The organism is Maritalea sp. (assembly GCF_047634455.1).
Taxonomy (GTDB): domain Bacteria; phylum Pseudomonadota; class Alphaproteobacteria; order Rhizobiales; family Devosiaceae; genus Maritalea.
This window is the reverse complement of the sequence record NZ_JBLIAI010000001.1, coordinates 71,710-91,680: the sequence shown is the minus strand read 5'-3', so window position 1 is coordinate 91,680 and position 19,971 is coordinate 71,710. Positions and strand designations below refer to the sequence as shown.

20 protein-coding genes and 1 riboswitch are annotated in these 19,971 nt (G+C 50.5%); of the genes, 15 read left to right on the top strand and 5 right to left on the bottom strand.

Going from position 1 to position 19,971, the window contains the following annotated elements:
* Nucleotides 1-4: 4 nt before the first annotated feature.
* The 7 genes from ACJAZW_RS00445 to queF all read left to right on the top strand — a co-directional run bounded on the left by ACJAZW_RS00445 (nt 5) and on the right by queF (nt 5,252).
* Entirely contained in the window at nt 5-346 is a 342-nt protein-coding gene (locus ACJAZW_RS00445) for a UxaA family hydrolase (RefSeq protein ID WP_415154857.1), read from the top strand.
* Nucleotides 343-1,533 carry a UxaA family hydrolase gene (locus ACJAZW_RS00440; protein ID WP_415154855.1) on the top strand — a complete coding sequence of 397 codons (1,191 nt, stop codon included), beginning with the start codon at nt 343-345 and terminating at the stop codon, nt 1,531-1,533. Before ACJAZW_RS00445 ends, ACJAZW_RS00440 begins: the two co-directional genes overlap by 4 nt.
* Nucleotides 1,534-1,548: 15 nt before the next feature.
* A complete protein-coding gene (locus ACJAZW_RS00435) occupies nt 1,549-2,286 on the top strand; it encodes an SDR family oxidoreductase (RefSeq protein WP_415154853.1) in 738 nt (245 codons plus the stop codon).
* Between the two features lie 15 nt (nt 2,287-2,301).
* Nucleotides 2,302-3,144: a fumarylacetoacetate hydrolase family protein gene (locus ACJAZW_RS00430; protein ID WP_415154851.1), complete on the top strand. Its 843-nt coding sequence runs from the start codon at nt 2,302-2,304 to the stop codon at nt 3,142-3,144.
* 12 nt (nt 3,145-3,156) lie between these two features.
* Nucleotides 3,157-4,008 carry an amidohydrolase family protein gene (locus tag ACJAZW_RS00425; RefSeq protein WP_415154849.1) on the top strand — a complete coding sequence of 284 codons (852 nt, stop codon included), beginning with the start codon at nt 3,157-3,159 and terminating at the stop codon, nt 4,006-4,008.
* Between the two features lie 78 nt (nt 4,009-4,086).
* Nucleotides 4,087-4,785 carry a 7-cyano-7-deazaguanine synthase QueC gene (gene queC, locus ACJAZW_RS00420; RefSeq protein ID WP_415154847.1) on the top strand — a complete coding sequence of 233 codons (699 nt, stop codon included), beginning with the start codon at nt 4,087-4,089 and terminating at the stop codon, nt 4,783-4,785.
* The gene (gene queF, locus ACJAZW_RS00415) at nt 4,782-5,252 is read left to right on the top strand and encodes a preQ(1) synthase (RefSeq protein ID WP_415154845.1); all 471 of its coding nucleotides are present in this window, start codon (nt 4,782-4,784) and stop codon (nt 5,250-5,252) included. The genes queC and queF overlap by 4 nt, the downstream gene beginning before the upstream one ends.
* Nucleotides 5,253-5,361: 109 nt before the next feature.
* On the opposite strand, the gene ACJAZW_RS00410 is transcribed toward queF, so the two are convergent.
* From ACJAZW_RS00410 to ACJAZW_RS00395, 4 genes are all read right to left on the bottom strand, one after another.
* On the bottom strand, nt 5,362-6,216 hold the full coding sequence (locus ACJAZW_RS00410; protein WP_415154843.1) for an IclR family transcriptional regulator: 855 nt from the start codon (nt 6,214-6,216) through the stop codon (nt 5,362-5,364).
* Between the two features lie 139 nt (nt 6,217-6,355).
* Nucleotides 6,356-7,675, bottom strand: a complete 1,320-nt coding sequence (locus ACJAZW_RS00405; protein WP_415154841.1) for a UDP-glucose dehydrogenase family protein — start codon at nt 7,673-7,675, stop codon at nt 6,356-6,358.
* 793 nt (nt 7,676-8,468) lie between these two features.
* Complete coding sequence (locus tag ACJAZW_RS00400) at nt 8,469-9,416, bottom strand: hypothetical protein (RefSeq protein WP_415154839.1); 948 nt, start codon at nt 9,414-9,416, stop codon at nt 8,469-8,471.
* Nucleotides 9,417-9,607: 191 nt separating this feature from the next.
* Entirely contained in the window at nt 9,608-10,750 is a 1,143-nt protein-coding gene (locus tag ACJAZW_RS00395) for an NAD(P)/FAD-dependent oxidoreductase (RefSeq protein WP_415154837.1), read from the bottom strand.
* An 85-nt stretch (nt 10,751-10,835) separates the two neighbouring features.
* On the opposite strand from ACJAZW_RS00395, the gene mnmD reads away from it, so the two are divergent.
* The 8 genes from mnmD (at nt 10,836) to ACJAZW_RS00355 (ending at nt 19,372) form a co-directional block, all read left to right on the top strand.
* The gene (mnmD, locus tag ACJAZW_RS00390; protein WP_415154835.1) at nt 10,836-11,534 is read left to right on the top strand and encodes a tRNA (5-methylaminomethyl-2-thiouridine)(34)-methyltransferase MnmD; all 699 of its coding nucleotides are present in this window, start codon (nt 10,836-10,838) and stop codon (nt 11,532-11,534) included.
* A gap of 16 nt (nt 11,535-11,550) precedes the next feature.
* Nucleotides 11,551-11,767, top strand: a riboswitch (cobalamin riboswitch).
* Between the two features lie 44 nt (nt 11,768-11,811).
* Nucleotides 11,812-11,985: a CbtB domain-containing protein gene (locus tag ACJAZW_RS00385; protein ID WP_415154833.1), complete on the top strand. Its 174-nt coding sequence runs from the start codon at nt 11,812-11,814 to the stop codon at nt 11,983-11,985.
* Nucleotides 11,986-12,006: 21 nt separating this feature from the next.
* Complete coding sequence (locus ACJAZW_RS00380) at nt 12,007-12,708, top strand: CbtA family protein (protein WP_415154831.1); 702 nt, start codon at nt 12,007-12,009, stop codon at nt 12,706-12,708.
* A 65-nt stretch (nt 12,709-12,773) separates the two neighbouring features.
* Nucleotides 12,774-13,841, top strand: coding sequence for a cobalamin biosynthesis protein CobW (gene cobW, locus ACJAZW_RS00375; RefSeq protein ID WP_415154829.1), 1,068 nt, complete (start codon nt 12,774-12,776; stop codon nt 13,839-13,841).
* Nucleotides 13,841-17,578 (top strand): cobaltochelatase subunit CobN, encoded by a 3,738-nt coding sequence (gene cobN, locus ACJAZW_RS00370; protein ID WP_415154827.1) that lies wholly within the window; start codon nt 13,841-13,843, stop codon nt 17,576-17,578. The genes cobW and cobN overlap by 1 nt, the downstream gene beginning before the upstream one ends.
* Nucleotides 17,575-18,204, top strand: coding sequence for a cob(I)yrinic acid a,c-diamide adenosyltransferase (cobO, locus tag ACJAZW_RS00365; protein ID WP_415154825.1), 630 nt, complete (start codon nt 17,575-17,577; stop codon nt 18,202-18,204). The genes cobN and cobO overlap by 4 nt, the downstream gene beginning before the upstream one ends.
* An 8-nt stretch (nt 18,205-18,212) precedes the next feature.
* Nucleotides 18,213-18,971, top strand: a complete 759-nt coding sequence (locus ACJAZW_RS00360; protein ID WP_415154823.1) for an N-acetyltransferase — start codon at nt 18,213-18,215, stop codon at nt 18,969-18,971.
* A gap of 11 nt (nt 18,972-18,982) precedes the next feature.
* Nucleotides 18,983-19,372: a rhodanese-like domain-containing protein gene (locus ACJAZW_RS00355; protein WP_415154821.1), complete on the top strand. Its 390-nt coding sequence runs from the start codon at nt 18,983-18,985 to the stop codon at nt 19,370-19,372.
* Nucleotides 19,373-19,377: 5 nt separating this feature from the next.
* Here the strand turns inward: ACJAZW_RS00355 and ACJAZW_RS00350 are convergent, their stop codons facing one another.
* Nucleotides 19,378-19,866 (bottom strand): Lrp/AsnC family transcriptional regulator, encoded by a 489-nt coding sequence (locus ACJAZW_RS00350; RefSeq protein ID WP_415154819.1) that lies wholly within the window; start codon nt 19,864-19,866, stop codon nt 19,378-19,380.
* Nucleotides 19,867-19,971: the final 105 nt, after the last annotated feature.

Sequence of the window (19,971 nt, the reverse complement as noted above, 5' to 3'; positions counted from 1 at the left end):
TCTGATGAGCCAGAGTGAAACCGGAAATCAGTCACCCAAAACAGACAATCGGCTATTGCTGCTTGATCCTAACGATAATGTTTTGGGCGTTGCGCGGTCGATCCGCGCTGGGGAAGCTTTTCCGATTGAGGGGCAATATGTGCGTTTGGATCGTCCCGCTGGCATTGGTTTTAAGGTGGCTAGAATAGCGATCAGGAAGGGTGACAGCATCAAAAAATATGGGGCAGTGATCGGTGTTGCCAGTGCAGACATTGGTATGGGGCAGCTTGTGCATGTGCACAATACCCAGAGTAACTATATGGCCAACACATTAGTCACAGGTACCATTGGAGATTTAAACTCATGAATGGCTATCTTCGATCTGACGGACGCAAGGGCATTCGAAATGTCACGCTCATTGTGTATTTGGTGGAATGCGCGCACCATGTGGCACGTCAGGTGGCGCAGCGGTTCGCGCCGCAAAATGTGCAGGTGGTTGGGTTCCCCGGCTGTTATCCAAATGATTATGCGCAGGCAATTATGGAACGTCTTTGTACCCATCCAAATGTTGGCGCAGTTCTTTTGGTTTCGCTCGGTTGCGAAGGGTTTAACAAGCTAAAACTTAAGGATGTGGTGGCCCAAAGCGGGCGTCCGGTGAACGTTTTGACCATTCAGGGCGAGGGTGGAACGCGCACAACGGTCGAAAAAGGCGTTGAATGGGTAACAGGCGTTCAAGCGGAATTGGAAAATGCGCCAATGGTGCATATGAGTATGTCCGAGCTTGTCGTGGGCACCATTTGTGGCGGTTCAGACGGCACCAGCGGACTAACAGCAAATCCGGCAATAGGCCGCGGGTTTGATAAATTGGTGGATCAAGGTGCGGCCTGCATTTTTGAAGAAACCGGCGAACTCATTGGGTGTGAAACCCATATGGCACAACGGGCGATGACGCCTGAATTAGGCCTAGAATTGGTAAATGCAGTTGAAAAAGCTGCGCACTATTATGAAGTGCTGGGCTACCCCAGTTTTGCACCCGGCAATGCAGATGGCGGTCTGTCGACCATAGAAGAAAAATCGATGGGCGCTTATGCCAAAAGTGGCAAGTCGAAAATATCGGGGCTTATCAAACCGGGAGATATACCGCCTCACGGCGGGCTATATCTTTTGGACGTGGTGCCAGATGGTGAAGTGCGATTTGGGTTTCCCAACATTGTCGACAACGCCGAAATTGTTGAGCTTATTGCTTGTGGTGCGCACATTATTCTTTTTGCGACGGGGCGCGGCTCTGTCGTTGGTTCCGCCATTTCCCCTGTCATAAAAGTGTGCGCCAATCCGCTTACATATTCGCGTTTGTCAGAAGATATGGACATCAATGCGGGCCGCATTTTGGACGGCGAAGCAACGCTTGATGAGGTTGGTGATGAGATTTTTGAACTTGTGCGCAAAGTTGGCCATGGGCAAATGACATGCTCCGAAGAACTGGGCCATACCGAATTCATTCTGACATACAAAAGTTTTGAACCCATTGGCCCGGCTTGTTTGCCGCGTGCCTGAATGAAGAGAGTTAAAATGAAATCACTAGATGGAAAACTTTGCCTTGTCACAGCCGCTGCGCAGGGAATTGGCCGCGCGAGCGTTGTGCACATGGTCGCGCAAGGGGCAAATGTGATTGCCACTGATATCGATGAGGCGGGTCTGCAAACACTGGCTAAAGAAACCGGCTGCGAAGTTCGCACGCTCAATGTGCTCGATGGGGATGCGATCAACCAATTGGCGCACGAAATTGGACCACTTGATGTTTTGTTCAATTGTGCAGGATTTGTTGCCAATGGCTCATTGCTTGATTGTGCGGAAAAAGATTGGGATTTTTCGTTCTCTTTGAACGTCAACGCGATGTACAAAATGATCAAAGCGTTTTTGCCAAAAATGCTCGAAAATGGCGGCGGTTCAATCATCAATATGGCTTCAGTGGCCTCCAGTATTACTGGTGTACCAAATCGTTTCGCATATGGCGCATCCAAAGCAGCGGTCATTGGACTAACAAAATCAGTGGCGGCTGATTACGTGACCCAAGGCATACGATGCAATGCAATCTGCCCGGGCACGGTTCATTCCCCATCTTTGGAACAGCGCTTGTCTGCGCAAGGCAACTACGAAAAGGCTAAGGCCCAGTTCATTGCCAGACAACCGATGGGCCGCATTGGTGAGCCAGAAGAAATTGCCGCACTCGTTGTTTATTTGGCGAGCGATCTCGCAGCCTATACAACCGGACAAACCCACGTCATTGATGGCGGCTGGACGATCTAAAAGGACCGAACAAAAATGAAACTATTACGTGTTGGCCCGAAAGGGCAAGAAGTGCCAGCAGTTGTCGCTGCAGATGGTTCCTACCGCGATTTGTCAGCGCACGTTGCTGACATTTCCGGCAGTACAATTGATGATGCAACGCTCGAACGATTGCGCGCATTGGACCACAATTCCTTGCCACCGCTGGACAATGGCCTGCGCATTGGACCTTGTGTAAACGGCGTAGGAAAGTTCATTTGCATTGGCCTCAACTATGCAGATCATGCGGCGGAATCCGGGCTAGATGTTCCATCTGAACCAGTATTGTTTATGAAGGCAACGTCGGCAATCGTTGGACCAAACGACGACGTCGAAATCCCGCGCAATTCGCAAAAAACCGATTGGGAAGTTGAGCTCGGTGTGGTGATTGGCAAGGACGCCAAATATGTGAACGAAGCCGACGCCATGGACTATGTAGCCGGTTATTGCGTGATCAATGATCTGTCAGAACGCGAATTCCAGATCGAACGTCAGGGACAGTGGGTGAAAGGCAAGTCCGCCGATACGTTTGGACCGATTGGACCGTATCTTGTAACGCGGGATGAAATCGCTGACCCACAAAACCTATCCATGTATCTCGATGTAAATGGCATTCGTCGGCAAAACGGCGGCACAAAGACTATGGTCTATGGCGTTGCCCATCTTGTTGCCTATGTGTCTCAATTTATGAGTTTGCAACCCGGCGACATTATTTCCACAGGGACGCCTCCCGGGGTTGGTCTGGGTATGAAACCTCCAACCTATTTGCAACCCGGTGACGTGATGGAGTTGGGCATAGATGGCATGGGAGACCAGAAACAGGTCGTAAAACAAGGCTGAGGAGAAATGGCAATGATACCGTTTATCGATACACATCAACATTTGATGTATCCCGACCAACTTGCATATAGTTGGGCGAACGACATACCTGTGTTGCACGCAAAACGGTATGACATTGGCGCTTACCAAAGCCTGGCTGGCGACAATGTTGCCGCTAGCATTTTCATGGAAACCGGCGTTGATGAGCATCTTTATCGGGCTGAACTTGAGTTTGCGCTCGACCTTGCGGCCAATCCCGGCAATCACATGGCTGGGGTGATTGCAGCCGCCTACCCCGAGCACGACGAAGAGTTTGACGCTTGGTTAGAAAGTACGGCGAGCGATCCGCTCATCGTTGGCTATCGACGGATCTTGCATGTGGTCGACAACGCCGTGTCGCAAGATCTCTCCTTCCGTAAAAATGTTCGCAAGATCGGCGCGAGCGGCAAGACGTTTGACATGTGTTTTTTGGAAAGCCAATTGGACGTTGCAATTGAATTGGCAAAAGCATGCGACAATACTCAGCTCATTCTCAATCATTGCGGCGTGCCAAACATCGCCGCTAGTGACATGAGTGCGTGGAAAGCGGGAATCGCGGAACTCGCGAAGATGGACCACGTCGCCTGCAAAATCTCCGGTGTCGTCGCCTACTGTGGTCCGGATCAGGATCGAGAAACAGCGGTTCGACCATATATTGAATTTGTTGTCGAGAAATTTGGCGCAGATCGTTGCGTTTGGGGCGGTGACTGGCCCGTCGTCAATATGGCCAAGGGCTTGCCCGACTGGATTGAAATTACACGGAACATTTTTGCAGGTGAGCCAGAGGTCAACCAAGCAAAAATATTCAACGAAAATGCAAAACGAATTTACAATCTTAATTTGTAGTTTCGTTTGTTCGGTATCACTGCTAGAAACAGCGCCGACCCGGTCGCAGCCTACCCGGATAAAACAAGGACGATTAGATTGAAAACGATTGTAATCTGCTCTGGCGGATTGGATTCCGTCACGCTTGCACATCGCGTTGCCGCGCAGCACGATCTCGTGGGACTGTTGTCTTTTGACTATGGCCAGCGCCACAAAAAGGAACTGGACAGCGCTGCATTTTGCGCTGTGCAACTTGGTGTGCCCCATCAAATAATTGACATTCAGAATGTCGGCAAAAGCCTGTCGGGTTCTGCGCTAACCGATGATGTTGATGTGCCAGACGGGCACTATGAAGAAGAAACCATGCGTGTCACCGTTGTGCCAAACCGCAACGCCATCATGCTAGCGATTGCCTTTGGTATTGCCACAGCAAATGGTGCCGATGCTGTTGCAGCAGCGGTGCATGGCGGCGACCACTTTATCTATCCAGACTGCCGACCTGATTTCATCGATGCATTCCAGAATATGCAGGACCGGGCTCTGGACGGCTACGCCTCTATTCAATTACTGACACCCTACGTCCTTGGTTCGAAAGCAGACATTGTAACCGATGGCGCAAAATTTAATGTGCCGTTCGCTCAAACTTGGTCATGTTATAAAGGCGGCACCAATCATTGCGGCCGCTGTGGAACCTGCGTTGAGCGTCGCGAAGCTTTTCATTTGGCTGGCGTCGCTGACCCGACAGTTTATGTTGATCCTGATTTTTGGCATCTAAAAGTACGAGAAACAAAATCATGACTGACAAAAATGACATTTACGCCAATCTCACCCAATTGGGTAGCGACACGGTTTTGCCCAGCAACCCTGATGATGCAGTGCTCGAAAAAGTGCCAAACCCACAAGCAGACCTGCAGTATTGCGTGCGCTTCACAGCGCCCGAATTTACCTCGCTCTGCCCGATGACCGGGCAGCCTGATTTTGCGCACTTGGTTATCGACTACGTTCCCCGCGATTGGTTGGTGGAGAGCAAGTCCCTAAAATTATTCCTTGGCGCATTCCGCAATCACGGCGCTTTCCATGAAGACTGCACCATCTCCATTGCTCGCCGGCTTGTTGACCTATTGGACCCACAATGGCTGCGCATTGGCGGTTATTGGTATCCACGCGGTGGCATTCCAATTGATGTGTTTTGGCAGACAGGGGATGCACCAAAGTCAGTATGGATCCCCGCCCAAGATGTTCCAACTTATCGTGGACGCGGCTAACTCTGCATAAAAATTGGCGCGCAGCACAACAGGCTGCTCGCCAGTTACACCCCATCAGTTTTCGTGATCCCTGCACAATCCGCTCCGGCAGGTTGATCATATTATATGTTCAGCTATTAGGGGAAGTCGCGAGCGCCTGAGATATCTCTGTGGCGGTTTTCATCACGATGGGGGAAAATTTTTCGACTACTTCTTCAGGGCTCCAGGCTCTGCCGTGCACGCAAATGTTCATTGATGCGACCACTTTGCCTTGCCGCCCGAATATGGGTGCACCAACGGTTAGTTCACCATTGATGCATTCTTGAGAAGCCGACGCAAATCCGTCTTTACGCGCTTGCCCAATCAGCGCCAAGATTTGATCTTTGTTTGTGATCGTATGGGCTGTTATTTTTCGCAAATTTGATTGGTCAACAAACTGTTCGGCAAGACCTTCAGGCAAGGCTGACAAATAGGCGCGACCACTAGACGTGCAAAACATCGGCGCACGGCCGCCAATCGGTGGGTTCACCAATTGAGAATTCAGACTGGGCAAGCGTGTGATGTAAATTACGTCCAAACCGTGTGGCAGTGCTAAGTTTACAGCTTCGCCAGATACTTCACGCGCTTGCACCAAATATGGCGCAGCAATTGAAGAAATCGGGTCTGATGCAAGAAACGTAAAAGAAAACTCCAACAGCTTGGCAGAAGGTCGCAACTGGCGACTTCGCTCATCGCGGAGCAAATAACCAAGTGTGACCAGCGTATGGCAAAACCGTTGCGCCGCGCTTTTCCCCAAACCTGTCCGTTCGGAAATTTCGGTTAAGCTAAGCGCTGACTTGTCGCCACTGAACGCCTGCAAAACACGCAATGCTTTTTCAACTGACCCAACAAATAATGCGTCCCGTGGGGCGTCTGGCTTGTCCACATCCACACGGCGATTAGACGGTTCGCCATGGTGATGAAAAGTTGCAGAGGAATTGGTCATGTTGCCGCACAAAGCTGTCTAAAGAAACCGTCTGCCTGATCTCAGATTCATAGAAAATCCAAAAGGGCATTCGGATCAACATATAGGTCTGGTCAACAAAGATAAAGCACAACCGCGCCTAAGAGCATGGGTTGTGCAGTTAGGCAATTTCCTCACCGGGCCGCCCAACGCATCGATATTTGAAACCGAACGGTTCGATTTCGGAACGCCGATAGATATTTCGCAAGTCGATCAACAGTGGCGTCTTCATAAGGGTTTTCAGGCGCGTGAAATCTAAAGCGCGAAACTGGTCCCATTCAGTCACAATAACCAAAGCATCTGCATCCTGCGCCGCACTATAGGCACTGTTGCAATAGTTCAAAAAAGGTAGTTCAAGTTCAGCTTGCGCCATGCCTTCGGGGTCAAAAGCTGAAATTTGCGCGCCTTCACCGTTTAGCGTCTGTGCAATGGCAATGGAGGGCGCATCGCGCATGTCGTCGGTGTTCGGTTTAAACGTTAGCCCCAGCAAGCCAATTCGTTTGCCGCGCACTTCGCCGCCCATTGCATCTATGATCTTGGATGCCATGTTGCGCTTGCGGCGTTCGTTCACCGCAATTGTTGTTTCGACTAGTTTGAGCGGACGGTCATAATCATTTGCTGTCTTTACCAAAGCAACAGCGTCTTTTGGAAAACACGATCCGCCAAATCCGGGGCCGCTATTCAAGAATTTGGACCCGATGCGTTTATCTAACCCGATCACCCGCGCTACATCTTGCACATTCGCGCCAATGGCTTCACTCAGGTCAGCCATTTCATTGATGAAGGTGATCTTCATCGCCAAGAAGCTGTTGGACGCATATTTGATGAGTTCAGCCGTGCGGCGCGAGGTAAACACAAGTGGGCCTTGGTTGAGATATATTGGTCGATACAGCTCAGTCATTGGGCCGCGCGCACGTTCATCCTCAATGCCCACAACGATCCGATCCGGATGCTTAAAATCCTCAATCGCGGCACCTTCTCGTAAAAACTCCGGGTTGGACGCCACGACACAATCCGCCTTTGGGTTGCGCTCTTTGATGATGCGTTCAATTTCATCACCGGTGCCAACAGGAACTGTAGATTTTGTCGCCATCACCGTGAAACCAGTTAAAGCATCCGCGATTTCGCTAGATGCAGCATAGACATAACTCAAATCCGCATGCCCATCGCCGCGTCGGCTTGGTGTGCCAACAGCGATAAAAACCACGTCTGCCGCGGCAACGGCAGTCACAAGATCTGTTGAGAAGTTTAACCGATCGGCACCCGCATTTTTCGCCACCAACGCATCGAGCCCCGGTTCGTAAATCGGCATTATGCCATCCGAAAGCGCTGATATTTTTGCATCGTCCTTGTCGACGCAAGTGACATCGTGGCCAAAATCGGCAAAGCATGCGCCGCTGACCAACCCAACATATCCAGCGCCAACAATTGTGATCTTCACACCAGACTCCTGCGCGCATCATTTAATTTATTGAACAGGCAATCACATTTCGTTCAATCGTGCCAGCAATCAATATGGCAAGAGGGTAATCATGTGATTGTCGAAATGCTCAAAACCCATAATGCATGCCCATTTGTCAACGCAGAGCCAAATAGTCGAATTGGTACAGAGTAGCGCTCAGCGCAAATTGATCCCATACAATTTGTTAGATCGGCCAAATGCAAAGCGATTTTCCTGCTTGCCGAAATATCGTTCAGTTACTGCGATACACACGAGCCCAACCTATATGGCCTGACGAAAAACTCGTCAAAATAGGTTGATAACCGTACGCATTGTTGTTTAGGTTCGAACAACGAATATTGCATTTGTTAATTTGATTTGTGTCGTTGGATATTGGAGTTGTATTTAGAATGCTTTTGTCCATTCGCAGGATATTGCGCAGTTTAGTAAACTGTCACCGTAATTCCAGTAAAGTTTGAAAGAGACCGGATTTGAACTACGTCTTGGATTGAGGCAGATAAGAGAGCCAACTTTCCAATGACACCTCAGCTTTGTCGGATCAAATCAGATAACTGAATTACAAGTGATATGCTCATCGGAATACAGTAAATCACAATGGCGCTGGTAACTGTTGTATCCGATCCATACATCAAGAAATAAATGCCGAATTACGGTGACAGTTTAGAATTACGGTGACAGTTTACTTATTTCGTAACTGCACCGTAATTGTGTAATTGCAAAAAAAGGCCGACCATTGGCCGACCCCTTGAACATTCAACATGGTGGCAAGTAGTTAAGCCTGCTTGATTTCCCACTGCTCATTGGCGGGGATATCGACGATCTTTGTCAGATCGTCTTTGTCGATGGTGAAAGAGCACATCATTTTGCGCTCCTTGCCCTTCAAAAGGCCAAGCTTTTTGATACCAAGAGCCACGGCACACTTCGCATAAGCGCCAAGACCGTCTGTTTTGGTTGATTTTGGCTCAATGCCCATGTGGCGGCGCATATAGCCGTTGGTGTAAAAAACACCATATTTGCGCTGCGCTTCAGGGGTGAAAAACTCTGTTGTAATGGAAACATTGAGACCTTCAACATTGTCCACACGGTGCGGGGCGTTCAATTCCCAAGATAGGGCTTGACCGGGCTCAAGTAGAACACTTTGCGCTTCATTGTCCCAATTCGCATCGTATGCCACTTCTTCTTCGGTCTCGCGAAGAATAACGCCTTCAAGTGTTTTATCAGGCAAGTGGGTTTTGCTATCTGCATCATAAAGCCAAACGCGTTTTTTGCCGCGCAGGTGCCACAGGCAAATAAATGGAATGTCGGTGTGATAGAAAACCCGTGCCGTTGGCGAAGAAATCAGCAGGCTAGACTCGCGCTTAAAGGTTTTAAGCTTTGGGTTGCCTTCTTCAAGCTCTTCAAATGAATCATCGATCAGCTGGTGATATTCTGGGGCTACTACGTCGAACCGACGCAGGCACATCCAAACTTGACCATCGTGAATGGCTTTTACAATTTGAGCGCCGGTTAGGTCGCCTTTGTCACCGCTGCGCCATACCTTCTCTTCACCGACCTTGGTCATGGTGTTGAGCATGTAATATTCGCGCGGATATTTGTCGATCAACTCAGCCAAAGCTTCGTCTGTGAAAAATCCACTATCGTTGAGCTTGTGTTGAATGCTGACTTGGCCCTTGCCAAAATTGTCCGCACCACCTTCTGCAACTTGTGTCCAACGTCCCATCTTTATCTCCTTAAAGTCGGCCTTACCCTGAATAACTTTCGAGCGCGGGTTTTCCCGTCTTTCTCGTGTGGGTTGATAAAGGGGTCGAAGCCGTAAATGACCAGTTAAAGGATAGCGCAACTCCAAATTTTGGCGGGTTGTTCTTGCTATGAAGGTTAATGAGTTCAGTATATTTTTATGGTTTATATCGTCTAAGCCATTGGAAAGATATGATTAACCCTGTTTTCAACTTGAAAACTTGGCGGGATGATCAGCGCTGGGTTCCCAACAATTGGCGCCAAAACAGCCTGAGCCATACGGTGTGCAATGCCGAAGGTGATCTTGAACCCACCCGTGCAAATGTGTAATCCAGATTGATCTGGCACCGGCCCAACCAAGGGGTCGCGTCCGTAAGGTTGCATGCGCAAGTTTGCCCAACGTTCAACCACCTCAGCGTCGCCAACTAGCGGGCAAATTTTTCGCGCTTTCTCGATAACGTCCTCAAGCAACTGATCTGTCGAGTTCCCATCGCTGAATTCGCGTTCGGACGTGCTGCCAACCGCCGTGCGGCCATCATTGTGGACGATCAGGTAAACCCCGGCTTGATGCACAACGGGCAGGTTGGGATCGAGCTTGGTGTCTAGCATCGCCGCTTGGCCTTTGATCGGGCGACCGGACAAAGAAGGGACAAATGGCTCAAGCAGATTGAATGAGTTCAAGCCTGCGGTGACAATAATGTCTTTAGCCGCCACATGCGTGCCGTTGGGTAGCGTCGGCGTTCTATCGTCAGCTAGTCCAACAGGGGTGTTTTCAAAAATATCAACTTTGCCAGAAATGCATTCCATCAATGCACCAGTGACACCACGCGGGTTGATGCGAGCGGAGAAATTATCAATCGTCGCGCCGTGCGGCATGATGCTGGCATGGGGCCAGTTTTTGTGCGTTGGTTTGGCGACCACCTGCATCTTATAGGAACGGTTTGGCCGCGCCCATTGTATGGCCGCCGCATCGCACTTTTGTTTGGCTTCAATTTCATGTTCCGGCAAACTAAGCGGCAACACCCGACCAACACGGGCGTAACCGCAATCTAGGCCACTCTCAGCATCCAACTGCGCGCTCAGCGTTTCAAGATCAATCAAAGCTTCGAACTGAAACTGCTTTTTCTCATACCATTGGGTCGGCATATGCGGCATTAATGCGCCCAAAATTCCGCCACTCGGCCCCGAAGCAATTGTGTTTGCTTCAAACAGCGCGATTTTAAGGCCAGCTTTTGCAGCAAAGTAGGCGCACCAAAGCCCAACAACCCCGCCACCAATTATCGCCAAATCATAATTTTTGTTGCCGAAAACTGTCATATCCGCCCAACAACACGTTATGGCTTTTCTTGACAAGCATAAACTTAGCCATTCCACTCGCATCGAAAATATCCTTAGGAAGATTATGAGCACCGACGGCAACAATTTGGATTGGCACGAAAATGACATGCCATTCTCGCGCGCGTTCGACGACCACTTCTATTCACGTGCTGATGGACGCCTTGAATGCGATCACGTGTTCTTAAAAGGCAATGCTGTGCAGAACCGTTGGCAGACCGGCGCTGATTTCGCCATTGGCGAATTGGGTTTTGGCACGGGCTTGAACTTACTCGAGACTTGGCGGCAATGGATTGAGTTGCGCCAGCCGGGTCAGCGGCTCATGTTCACGTCGTTTGAGCTTTATCCAATGGACGCAAATGAGATTTCGCGCGCCATTGCCCGCTGGCCGATGTTGCACGGACTATGCGAACAGCTGCTATCTTTGTGGCCGCAAGCTCTGCTTGGCAATGTGATTGCCCTGGATGCGCAAACAAGCTTTCAACTTCTGGTCGGCGATGTACGCGAGCAATTGCCGCGCTGGGCCAACAGAGCAGACGCTTGGTTTCTCGATGGTTTTGCGCCGTCCAAAAATCCCCAAATGTGGGAACAAGACCTCATGCAAGTTCTTGCTGGAAAAACCAGACAGGAAGGCACGTTTGCTACTTACACAGTCGCAGGGTGGGTGCGGCGAAATTTGGCGGCCGCAGGTTTTGAAGTTAAAAAATGCCCGGGACATGCTGGCAAGAACCAGATGACGCGCGGCGTTCTGCAAACTGACGATTGACGCAACATACCTTTTAATGTCAAACCTTGAATGTGGTTTTTGCCCGGCAGTTATGTCGAGCGAAATGAAAAGGGAACATGGTGAGGCGTACCCAAAAGGGACCAAAACCATGGCTGCCCCCGCAACTGTAAGCGACGAGACGTTCGCCAAATGCCACTGGAGAAATCTGGGAAGGCGGAGGAGCGTTGATTGAATCGCGAGCCAGGAGACCTGCCACACTTAAGGGTTGGAACTGTTCCAACCAATGCAATTATGCACACACGGAGGGTGTTTTGATATGACTACTCAAACGACTACAATTTCTCTTTCTGTCTCTCAGCGAATTATCGCAGGCTCGCTGGCGCTTTTCCTTGGTACTTTTTTGGTTGTGGGTGCCGGCTTTGCTGGTGATCAGCTCATGCACAATGGTGCACACGATTCGCGCCACGCCACAGGCTTCCCCTGCCACTAGGCTTCGCTTCGGAGAGAAAAAATGTTTAAAAATATCCTGTTTGCGGCGGTCTTTTCGGGCCTCGCCGCCAGTCTTGTCATGTCTGGCTTTTCCATGTGGAAAGTCGTACCGCTGATCATTGAAGCCGAGCTATATGAAAACGTTGACGTTGGTGAAGCGCATGTGGTTGACGACAGCGAAAGCGACGAAGCCGCCGAAACGGAGCAAGTTTGGGCGCCAGTCGATGGGTTTGAACGAAATGCGTACACAGTTGCAACCAACTTGTTGATCGGCGTTGGCTTTGCGCTCATGCTCGGCGCGTTGTCCGTTTTATTTGCGATCCCGCTTAACCTCAACACCTCAATTTTGTGGGGTTTGGCTGGCTTTATCACCTTTTCCATCGCCCCCTCGCTGGGGTTATCTCCAGAACTACCGGGCATGCCTGCAGGTGATTTGGCCGCCCGCCAAATGTGGTGGTGGGCAACGATTGCGGTGACTGCCGCCGCGTTGATTGCGGTGGTAAAATACCCGCAGCCGATTGTGATCTTTGGCAGTATAGTTGCATTGTTGGTGCCCCACATTTTAGGCGCACCCCAACCCGCTAATGATGCTGAAAGTATTGTACCTGCGCACTTGGCGTCCACTTACGTTTCAGCCGCCCACTTCATGGCCGCAACGTTCTGGTTTAGCGTCGCACCGCTATATGCACTAAGCCATGAGTGGCTAACGAAGCGCGCTCAATAGCACAATTCCACTCAATAGTGGGCGACACGTATACAGTGCCGCCCACTTGAGTAAAGGACAAACATATGAATATCAAAATTCCGGCAACAGTGATCACAGGTTTTTTAGGTGCGGGTAAAACCACCCTTGTGCGCCACGTCTTAAACAATGCCAAAGGCAAGCGCATCGCTCTCATCATCAACGAATTTGGTGATGTGGGTGTGGACCGTGACGTGCTTAAAGGCTGCGGCGATCAAGCATGTGACGAAACGGATATGATTGAATTGGCCAATGGCTGTATTTGCTGCACCGTGGCAGAAGAATTCATCCCCACCATCACTAAGCTTTTGGCACTTGATCCGCGTCCCGATCATATTGTGATTGAGACGTCTGGTTTGGCGCTGCCCCAGCCTTTGGTGCGCGCGTTCAACTGGCCAGAGATTAAGGCCGACGTGACTGTTGATGGTGTAGTGACTGTTGCCGATGCATCCGCGTTGGCAGCAGGTCGCTTTGCGTCCGACGAAAAAGCAATTGATGCGCAGCGTAAATCTGACGAGATGCTCGACCACGATACGCCGATGGGTGAATTGTTTGAAGATCAACTGGTGTGTGCTGATCTGATCCTGCTGAACAAAACTGATCTTGTTGAAGAAACAAAACTTGTCGAAATCGAAGCCGAGTTGCGCAAACATTTGCGCGAGGGCGTAAAGCTTGTGCGCACCCAAAAGGGCGAGATCGACATGGCCGCTTTGCTTGGTATTCAAAGCGAATCTGAGATGGATATGGAAGGGCGCATGTCCCACCATGAACGTCACCACGCATCTGAGGGCGACGGGCATCATCACCACAATCACGAGCATGATGATTTTGACAGCTTTTCAATTCACCTGCCCGAAGTGCCAAACAAAAAGCAGCTAACCGACGCGGTTGAAGCTGTTATTCGCAAGCACGATATTTTGCGGCTTAAAGGATTTGTGGCGATCAAAGATGCGCATGCGCGGTTGTCTTTGCAAGCGGTTGGCCCGCGCATTGATACCTATTTTGATCGGCAATGGGTAAATGAAGTTGAACGCGGCACTGCACTTGTGGTGATCGGGCAAGCGCCACTAGATCGCGATCAAATTACTTTAGAATTGCAAGCGGCGCTGAGCTAATGCACCTTCTCACCGCACAGGCCGGCGAGATACAACAAGATGGCGAAGCGATTGACCTTGGTCAGTCACCCGCCGAGATTTTGTTTCTGTCTGCTGCTGACACAGAATTGGCCGCGCTGGCCAATGCCGCAGATGCGCAACATTTTGATCAGTTGCGTTTGGCCAACACCATGCGCATCAGCCACAATTTTTCGGTCGACCTGTGGCTCGAGCAAACAGCGATGCACGCAAAATTGATCGTTGTGCGGCTGCTCGGCGGTCGCGCCTATTGGACCTATGGGGTGGATCAACTCACCGCCCTGTGTGCGGACAATGGGATCAAACTGGCGCTGTTGCCCGGCGATGCGAACCCCGATCCTGATCTGCAAAAGCGCTCCACCATCGATGCTGAAGCCTATGATGCGCTGCACGCATTGTTTGTGTCGGGTGGAGCCGATAATATGGCTGCTCTTCTGACCGCTATGCGCGCAGTGGTTGAGGGTGAAACTTCACTGCCTGCACCAAAGCCAACACCTCGCGCTGGGATTTATGATCCAGTACGAGGTGTGCTGACCCTTGATCAGGTTGTACTGGAATCGAGCACGGCGGTTGCGCCGATCATCTTTTATCGGGCGCTTTTAGACGGCGGCAACATGGCCCCGATCAACACGCTGATCGATGCGCTGAAAGCACACAGTCTAGCGCCTTTGCCGTTGGTTGTCGCTTCGCTCAAAGAGCAGTTTTGTGTTGAATTCACACAACAAGCATTTGAGAAATTTTCGCCAAGCATCATTCTTAACGCGACTGGGTTTGCACTTGGCATAAATGACCTTGCTGCCAATCAAAATCCCTTCGCCAACACCGATGCGCCGATTGTTCAATTGGTGCAAGCAGGGCGACCAAGCGAAGTGTGGGCAAAAGACATTCAGGGACTAAGCGCCAAAGATTTAGCCATGCAAGTGGTCTTGCCTGAGTTGGATGGGCGGATCGGCGATATTCTGATCGCCCATAAAGAACAAGATATTTGGCATGAACGCACGCAATGCCCTTTGTCTGCTAACCAGCCGCATATAGATGGTATTGTTGCCGCCGCAGAACTGGCCAGCAATTGGGTTACATTGCGCAATGCCGCACCGAGTGAGCGCAAGGTCGGCATAGTGCTGGCCAATTATCCGATCCGTGATGGCCGCATTGCCAACGGTGTTGGCTATGATGCGCCCCAATCCACTGTCGAGATTTTGCGTTATTTGGACGAAGCAGATTATGCGCTGTCGAACCTGCCTGAAAACGGCAATGCGTTGGTTGAAGCTTTGCAAGCGGGGCCAACAAACGCACACCCGACCCGTGGCACCAGCCCCGCGCAATTGAGTTTGAACGACTATCAAAAACTGTTCGGCGCATTGCCTGAAGCCTCGCGAAATGAAGTTAGCGAACGTTGGGGCGACCCTGCGAATGATCCATTTGTGCGCGATGGAATTTTCCATCTGCCTGTCTTAGATTTCGGCAATGCCGTTGTAATGTTGCAACCCGCACGCGGTTACCATTTGGATACAGAAGCGAGCTATCACGATCCGGACTTGGTGCCGCCACATGCCTATCTTGCAGCCTATCTTTGGCTGCGACATCAGTTTGGTGCACAGGCGATTATTCATAATGGCAAGCACGGAAATCTGGAATGGTTGCCCGGTAAAGCCAACTCACTCAGCCCGCAATGTTATCCGCAAATGCTGTGGGGCAACTTGCCCCATTTCTATCCATTTATCGTCAATGATCCGGGTGAGGGCACACAAGCCAAACGCCGCACGGGTGCCGTGATCATTGATCATTTAACGCCGCCACTCACTCGTGCTGAAACATATGGCCCACTTAAAGATCTCGAGGCTTTGGCAGATGAATATTACAACGCGTCTGGCCTTGATCAACGTCGGCTGAAGGACCTCAAGACCCGCATTCTTGACCTGTGCCGCGATACGGGCCTGGATAAAGATATGGGGCTTGCGGATAAGCCCAATAATGACGCACTCGTGACCATCGACACGTTCCTGTGTGAACTCAAAGAAGCGCAAATCCGCGATGGTTTGCACATATTTGGTCAAGCGCCGCAAGGCGAATTAAAGACCGACTTGATGGTTGCCCTTGCCCGTGTGCCGCGGGGCGAGGATCGCGCAGAAGACAAATCGCTTATCCGCGCTTTGGCCGATGATTTGGCGCTGGGGTTTGATCCGCTTTCCGCTCCAATGGGCGAAACTTGGGATGGCCCGAAGCCTGGCATCTTGTTGGAACTTTCCAGCGATGCATGGCGGCATATCGGGCACACGATTGAACGCATTGAGCTGCTCGCGGCGAAGCTTGTAGCGGGCAAGGTTGAGCCTGATGTCGATTGGACTGCAACAATTTCTGTGCTATCGGAAATTGAAAATATAATTGGCCCTAAACTCGAACGATCCGGCCAACTCGAACGCGCAAACTTGCTCAAAGGCCTTAGCGGTAAATTTGTTGAACCCGGCTCTTCTGGTGCCCCAACGCGCGGGCGCTTGGATGTTTTGCCTACGGGGCGCAATTTTTATTCACTCGACAATCGCGCGGTGCCAACCCCAACAGCTTGGGAGTTGGGTAAAAAGTCCGCTGAAAACCTGATTACCCGACATTTTCAAGATCATGGAACCTACCTTTCTGCCATTGCTTTATCGGTCTGGGGCACATCGAACATGCGCACTGGGGGCGACGATATTGCCCAAGCTATGGCCCTAATTGGCGTGAAGCCGAAATGGGATGTGGGATCGCACCGCGTATCGGGATATGAGATTATCCCCTTAGCCAAACTGGGCCGCCCGCGTGTGGACGTGACTTTGCGCATCTCCGGCTTTTTCCGCGATGCATTTCCCGCTCAAATCGAACTGTTCGATAAAGCCATTCGCGCCATCGGATCACTGGATGAACCTTCAAGCGAGAACCCGATCGCTGAACGCATGCGCACAGATGCATTGGCCCTGATAAACAATGGTGTGTCCGAAGACGATGCGGGTATGCAGGCGGGCTACCGAATTTTTGGTTCAAAGCCCGGCGCATATGGCGCAGGCCTGCAGGGCATCATGGACAGTGGTGACTGGCAAGATATCGACGACATTGCCACCGCGTTCCTGAATTGGGGACAATATGCTTACGGCGCTAAATCCCAAGGCACCAAAGCGCGGGATCAATTGATATCGCGTCTGAAGTCTGTTGAAGCGATTGTGCACAACCAAGATAATCGTGAACATGATCTCTTGGACAGTGACGACTATTATCAATTTGAGGGCGGTCTAACCGCCACAGCAACCTCGCTATCGGGTCATCAGCCGATCAATTATCACAATGATCATTCGCGACCAGAACGGCCCGTGATCAAAACGTTGGAAGAAGAAATCGCCAAGGTGATGCGCTCGCGGGTGGTCAACCCCAAATGGATTGCTGGGGTGATGCGGCACGGCTATAAAGGCGCGTTCGAGATTATCGCCACCACCGACTATATGTTTGCCTTCGCCGCAACCACAGGCGCGGTTAAGTCGCACCATTTTGACATTGCGTTCGATGCATTTGTGCTGAACGATGACGTGCGCGAGTTTATTCAACAAAATAATAAATACGGTTATGATGAACTCATAGAGAAATTCAATGAAGCGCGCGAACGTGGTTTTTGGACGCCGAAACGCAATTCAACCTATGCCTTTTTAGATGCAACCTTTGCCTTTTCAGATGAAAGCGATGATCAGATATGAGCAAGATAACCGACAATATGAGTGAAGAAGAACTCAACGCCCGGCACGCTGATAAGATGAAAAAGAAAAAGGTGGCCCGCGACAAAATCATCGCCACCAAAACCATCGAAAAGGGCCTGACCATTGTGCATACGGGCAAAGGAAAGGGCAAATCCACCGCCGCCTTCGGCATGGCATTTCGCGCTCTGGGCAATGGCATGAAGGTTGCCGTGGTGCAGTTCGTAAAAGGCAAATGGGGTACTGGCGAGCGCAATGTGCTCGATAAGTTTCCAGATCAAGTCACGCTCGCCACCATGGGCGAAGGCTTCACCTGGGAAACTCAAGACCGCCAACGCGACATCGATGCTGCCCGCGCAGCATGGGAGCAAGCCAAAGAGTTTATCCTTGATGACAAGCACGACATGGTTTTGTGCGACGAATTGAACATCGTTTTGCGTTACGATTATTTACCGATTGAAGAAATTCTCGAAGTATTGGAGCAAAAGCCAGAAATGAAGCACGTGATCATCACCGGCCGTAACGCCAAAGACGAGTTGGTAGAATTCGCGGATTTGGTCACCGATATGACCCAAATTAAACATCCGTTCCGTTCGGGCGTAAAGGCGCAAGTTGGAATAGAGTTTTAGGGGTACAGATGGCGGAATTCTTTGAACGGCTAGAAGATGCGCCGCCAATTAATCAGCCGCTAGCGCTTGGCTCTGTGTGCGCTGTTTTTCTGAAAGACCATGTTTTACTGGAGCGGCGCAGTGACAATGGCCAATGGTCGTTTCTCGGTGGCAAGGCCGACGATGGCGAAACGCCGCTCGAGTGCGCAGCGCGGGAGTTGGAGGAGGAAACCGGTCTTATTGGGTTGGACCTCAAGTTTGTAAAACTGTTCGATAATCCGGGCAGCATTGGCGCATATGATGATGGCAATGTGGTGCAAACCCATTTTTCATTGTTCACAGCGCAACTTGATCATGAACCGCAGCTGCGCATCTCCGAAGAATCCCTCGAACTGCGTTTTGTTTCAATCAGTGAACTTCACAAATTATCCATAGTCGCCTCTCACAATCCCATATTAAGATGGATCGAAGAATACACTTTGGAAACAAAAAGAATGACGCCAGAACTTAACATCCAATTTGAAGAAAATGATCAACGTGGACGATTTTTCGCCGACCTTGGTGATGGGCAACAAGCGGAAATGACTTTCATTCGCCATGGTGACATTATGGTTGTCGACCACACCGGCGTGCCTAAACCTTTTGAAGGGCGCGGCATCGCCGCAAAATTGGTGGTTGCCGGCGTGGAGTTTGCCCGCGAGATTGGGCGCAAAATTCGGCCGGTTTGCCCCTATGTTGTGGTTCAGTTCAAGCGCCACAAAGAGTGGGCAGATGTGCTAGCAGCATAGGAAATTTATTGATGAAAACAGCAATGCAGTTGGTTGAAACCGCAATGGCGGACATAGAGACTTTGACGGTGGCTCAGGCCCAGCAAGTTGTGGCAGCAGGCGATGTTTTGTTGGTCGATCTGCGTGATGTGCGTGAGTGTAAGCGCGAAGGCAAAATCCACGGCGCAGTTCATGTGCCGCGCGGCATGCTCGAGTTTTGGATTGATCCACAAAGCCCCTATCACAAGCCCGAACTGGCAACCGACAAAAAACTGTTGTTCTTTTGTGCTGCGGGTTGGCGATCAGCCCTCTCGACAAAAACTGCAAAAGATATGGGCTTTGACAATGTTGCGCATATCGAGGGCGGGTTTGGCGCTTGGCGTAAAGCTGGCGCGCCGATTGACCCGCCGCCAAAAGACTAGCTGATCTATTTCTTCTGCGCTGCTGTTGTCGGGATCACTTTTTGAAACTTGATTTTGTCCATCACAACTTGCGAAAAAGTCTTTGAAATAAACGGCATACTCATCAAACTGTTGCGCAAAAACCGATGATAGGACCGCATGTCGGTCGCCAGAACTTTCATGACATAATCATATTCACCTGTTGTTGCGTAACACTCCAATATTTCAGGGATCGTGTTCACCATTTCCGTGAACTCTTCCAAGTACGTGTCATTGTGTTGCTCAAGGCTGACCTGCAGCAAAATAGTTTCGCTATACCCCATTTTTTCGGGCGAAACGGTGAGCCCATAACCCTGAATAACCTTGGCTTCCTCAAGCGCATTTATGCGCCGCCAAACAGAGGAGACCGATGCGCCGACTTGGTTGGCAATCTCTTGGTTGGAGATTCTGCTGTTTTGTTGCAGCAAATCTAAGATTTTGCCGTCAATTTGATCAATCTTGAACTGTTCTACCAAATTATCTGCCTGTTGTGAACGAATTTACCGTTATTGAAGTTCATATGGCCTCAATCTGATCAGATATGTCAAGAAAAATGAGCGATAATGGTCTCCAAGGAATAG

Excerpts from the sequence above, each read along its gene's own strand:
- ACJAZW_RS00445 (WP_415154857.1), top strand. The coding sequence starts at position 5 with ATGAGCCAGAGTGAAACCGGAAATCAGTCACCCAAAACAGACAATCGG.
- ACJAZW_RS00440 (WP_415154855.1), top strand. The coding sequence starts at position 343 with ATGAATGGCTATCTTCGATCTGACGGACGCAAGGGCATTCGAAATGTC.
- ACJAZW_RS00435 (WP_415154853.1), top strand. The coding sequence starts at position 1,549 with ATGAAATCACTAGATGGAAAACTTTGCCTTGTCACAGCCGCTGCGCAG.
- ACJAZW_RS00430 (WP_415154851.1), top strand. The coding sequence starts at position 2,302 with ATGAAACTATTACGTGTTGGCCCGAAAGGGCAAGAAGTGCCAGCAGTT.
- ACJAZW_RS00425 (WP_415154849.1), top strand. The coding sequence starts at position 3,157 with ATGATACCGTTTATCGATACACATCAACATTTGATGTATCCCGACCAA.
- queF (WP_415154845.1), top strand. The coding sequence starts at position 4,782 with ATGACTGACAAAAATGACATTTACGCCAATCTCACCCAATTGGGTAGC.
- ACJAZW_RS00410 (WP_415154843.1), bottom strand. The coding sequence starts at position 6,216 with ATGACCAATTCCTCTGCAACTTTTCATCACCATGGCGAACCGTCTAAT.
- ACJAZW_RS00400 (WP_415154839.1), bottom strand. The coding sequence starts at position 9,416 with ATGGGACGTTGGACACAAGTTGCAGAAGGTGGTGCGGACAATTTTGGC.
- ACJAZW_RS00395 (WP_415154837.1), bottom strand. The coding sequence starts at position 10,750 with ATGACAGTTTTCGGCAACAAAAATTATGATTTGGCGATAATTGGTGGC.
- mnmD (WP_415154835.1), top strand. The coding sequence starts at position 10,836 with ATGAGCACCGACGGCAACAATTTGGATTGGCACGAAAATGACATGCCA.
- ACJAZW_RS00385 (WP_415154833.1), top strand. The coding sequence starts at position 11,812 with ATGACTACTCAAACGACTACAATTTCTCTTTCTGTCTCTCAGCGAATT.
- ACJAZW_RS00380 (WP_415154831.1), top strand. The coding sequence starts at position 12,007 with ATGTTTAAAAATATCCTGTTTGCGGCGGTCTTTTCGGGCCTCGCCGCC.
- cobW (WP_415154829.1), top strand. The coding sequence starts at position 12,774 with ATGAATATCAAAATTCCGGCAACAGTGATCACAGGTTTTTTAGGTGCG.
- cobN (WP_415154827.1), top strand. The coding sequence starts at position 13,841 with ATGCACCTTCTCACCGCACAGGCCGGCGAGATACAACAAGATGGCGAA.
- cobO (WP_415154825.1), top strand. The coding sequence starts at position 17,575 with ATGAGCAAGATAACCGACAATATGAGTGAAGAAGAACTCAACGCCCGG.
- ACJAZW_RS00360 (WP_415154823.1), top strand. The coding sequence starts at position 18,213 with ATGGCGGAATTCTTTGAACGGCTAGAAGATGCGCCGCCAATTAATCAG.
- ACJAZW_RS00355 (WP_415154821.1), top strand. The coding sequence starts at position 18,983 with ATGAAAACAGCAATGCAGTTGGTTGAAACCGCAATGGCGGACATAGAG.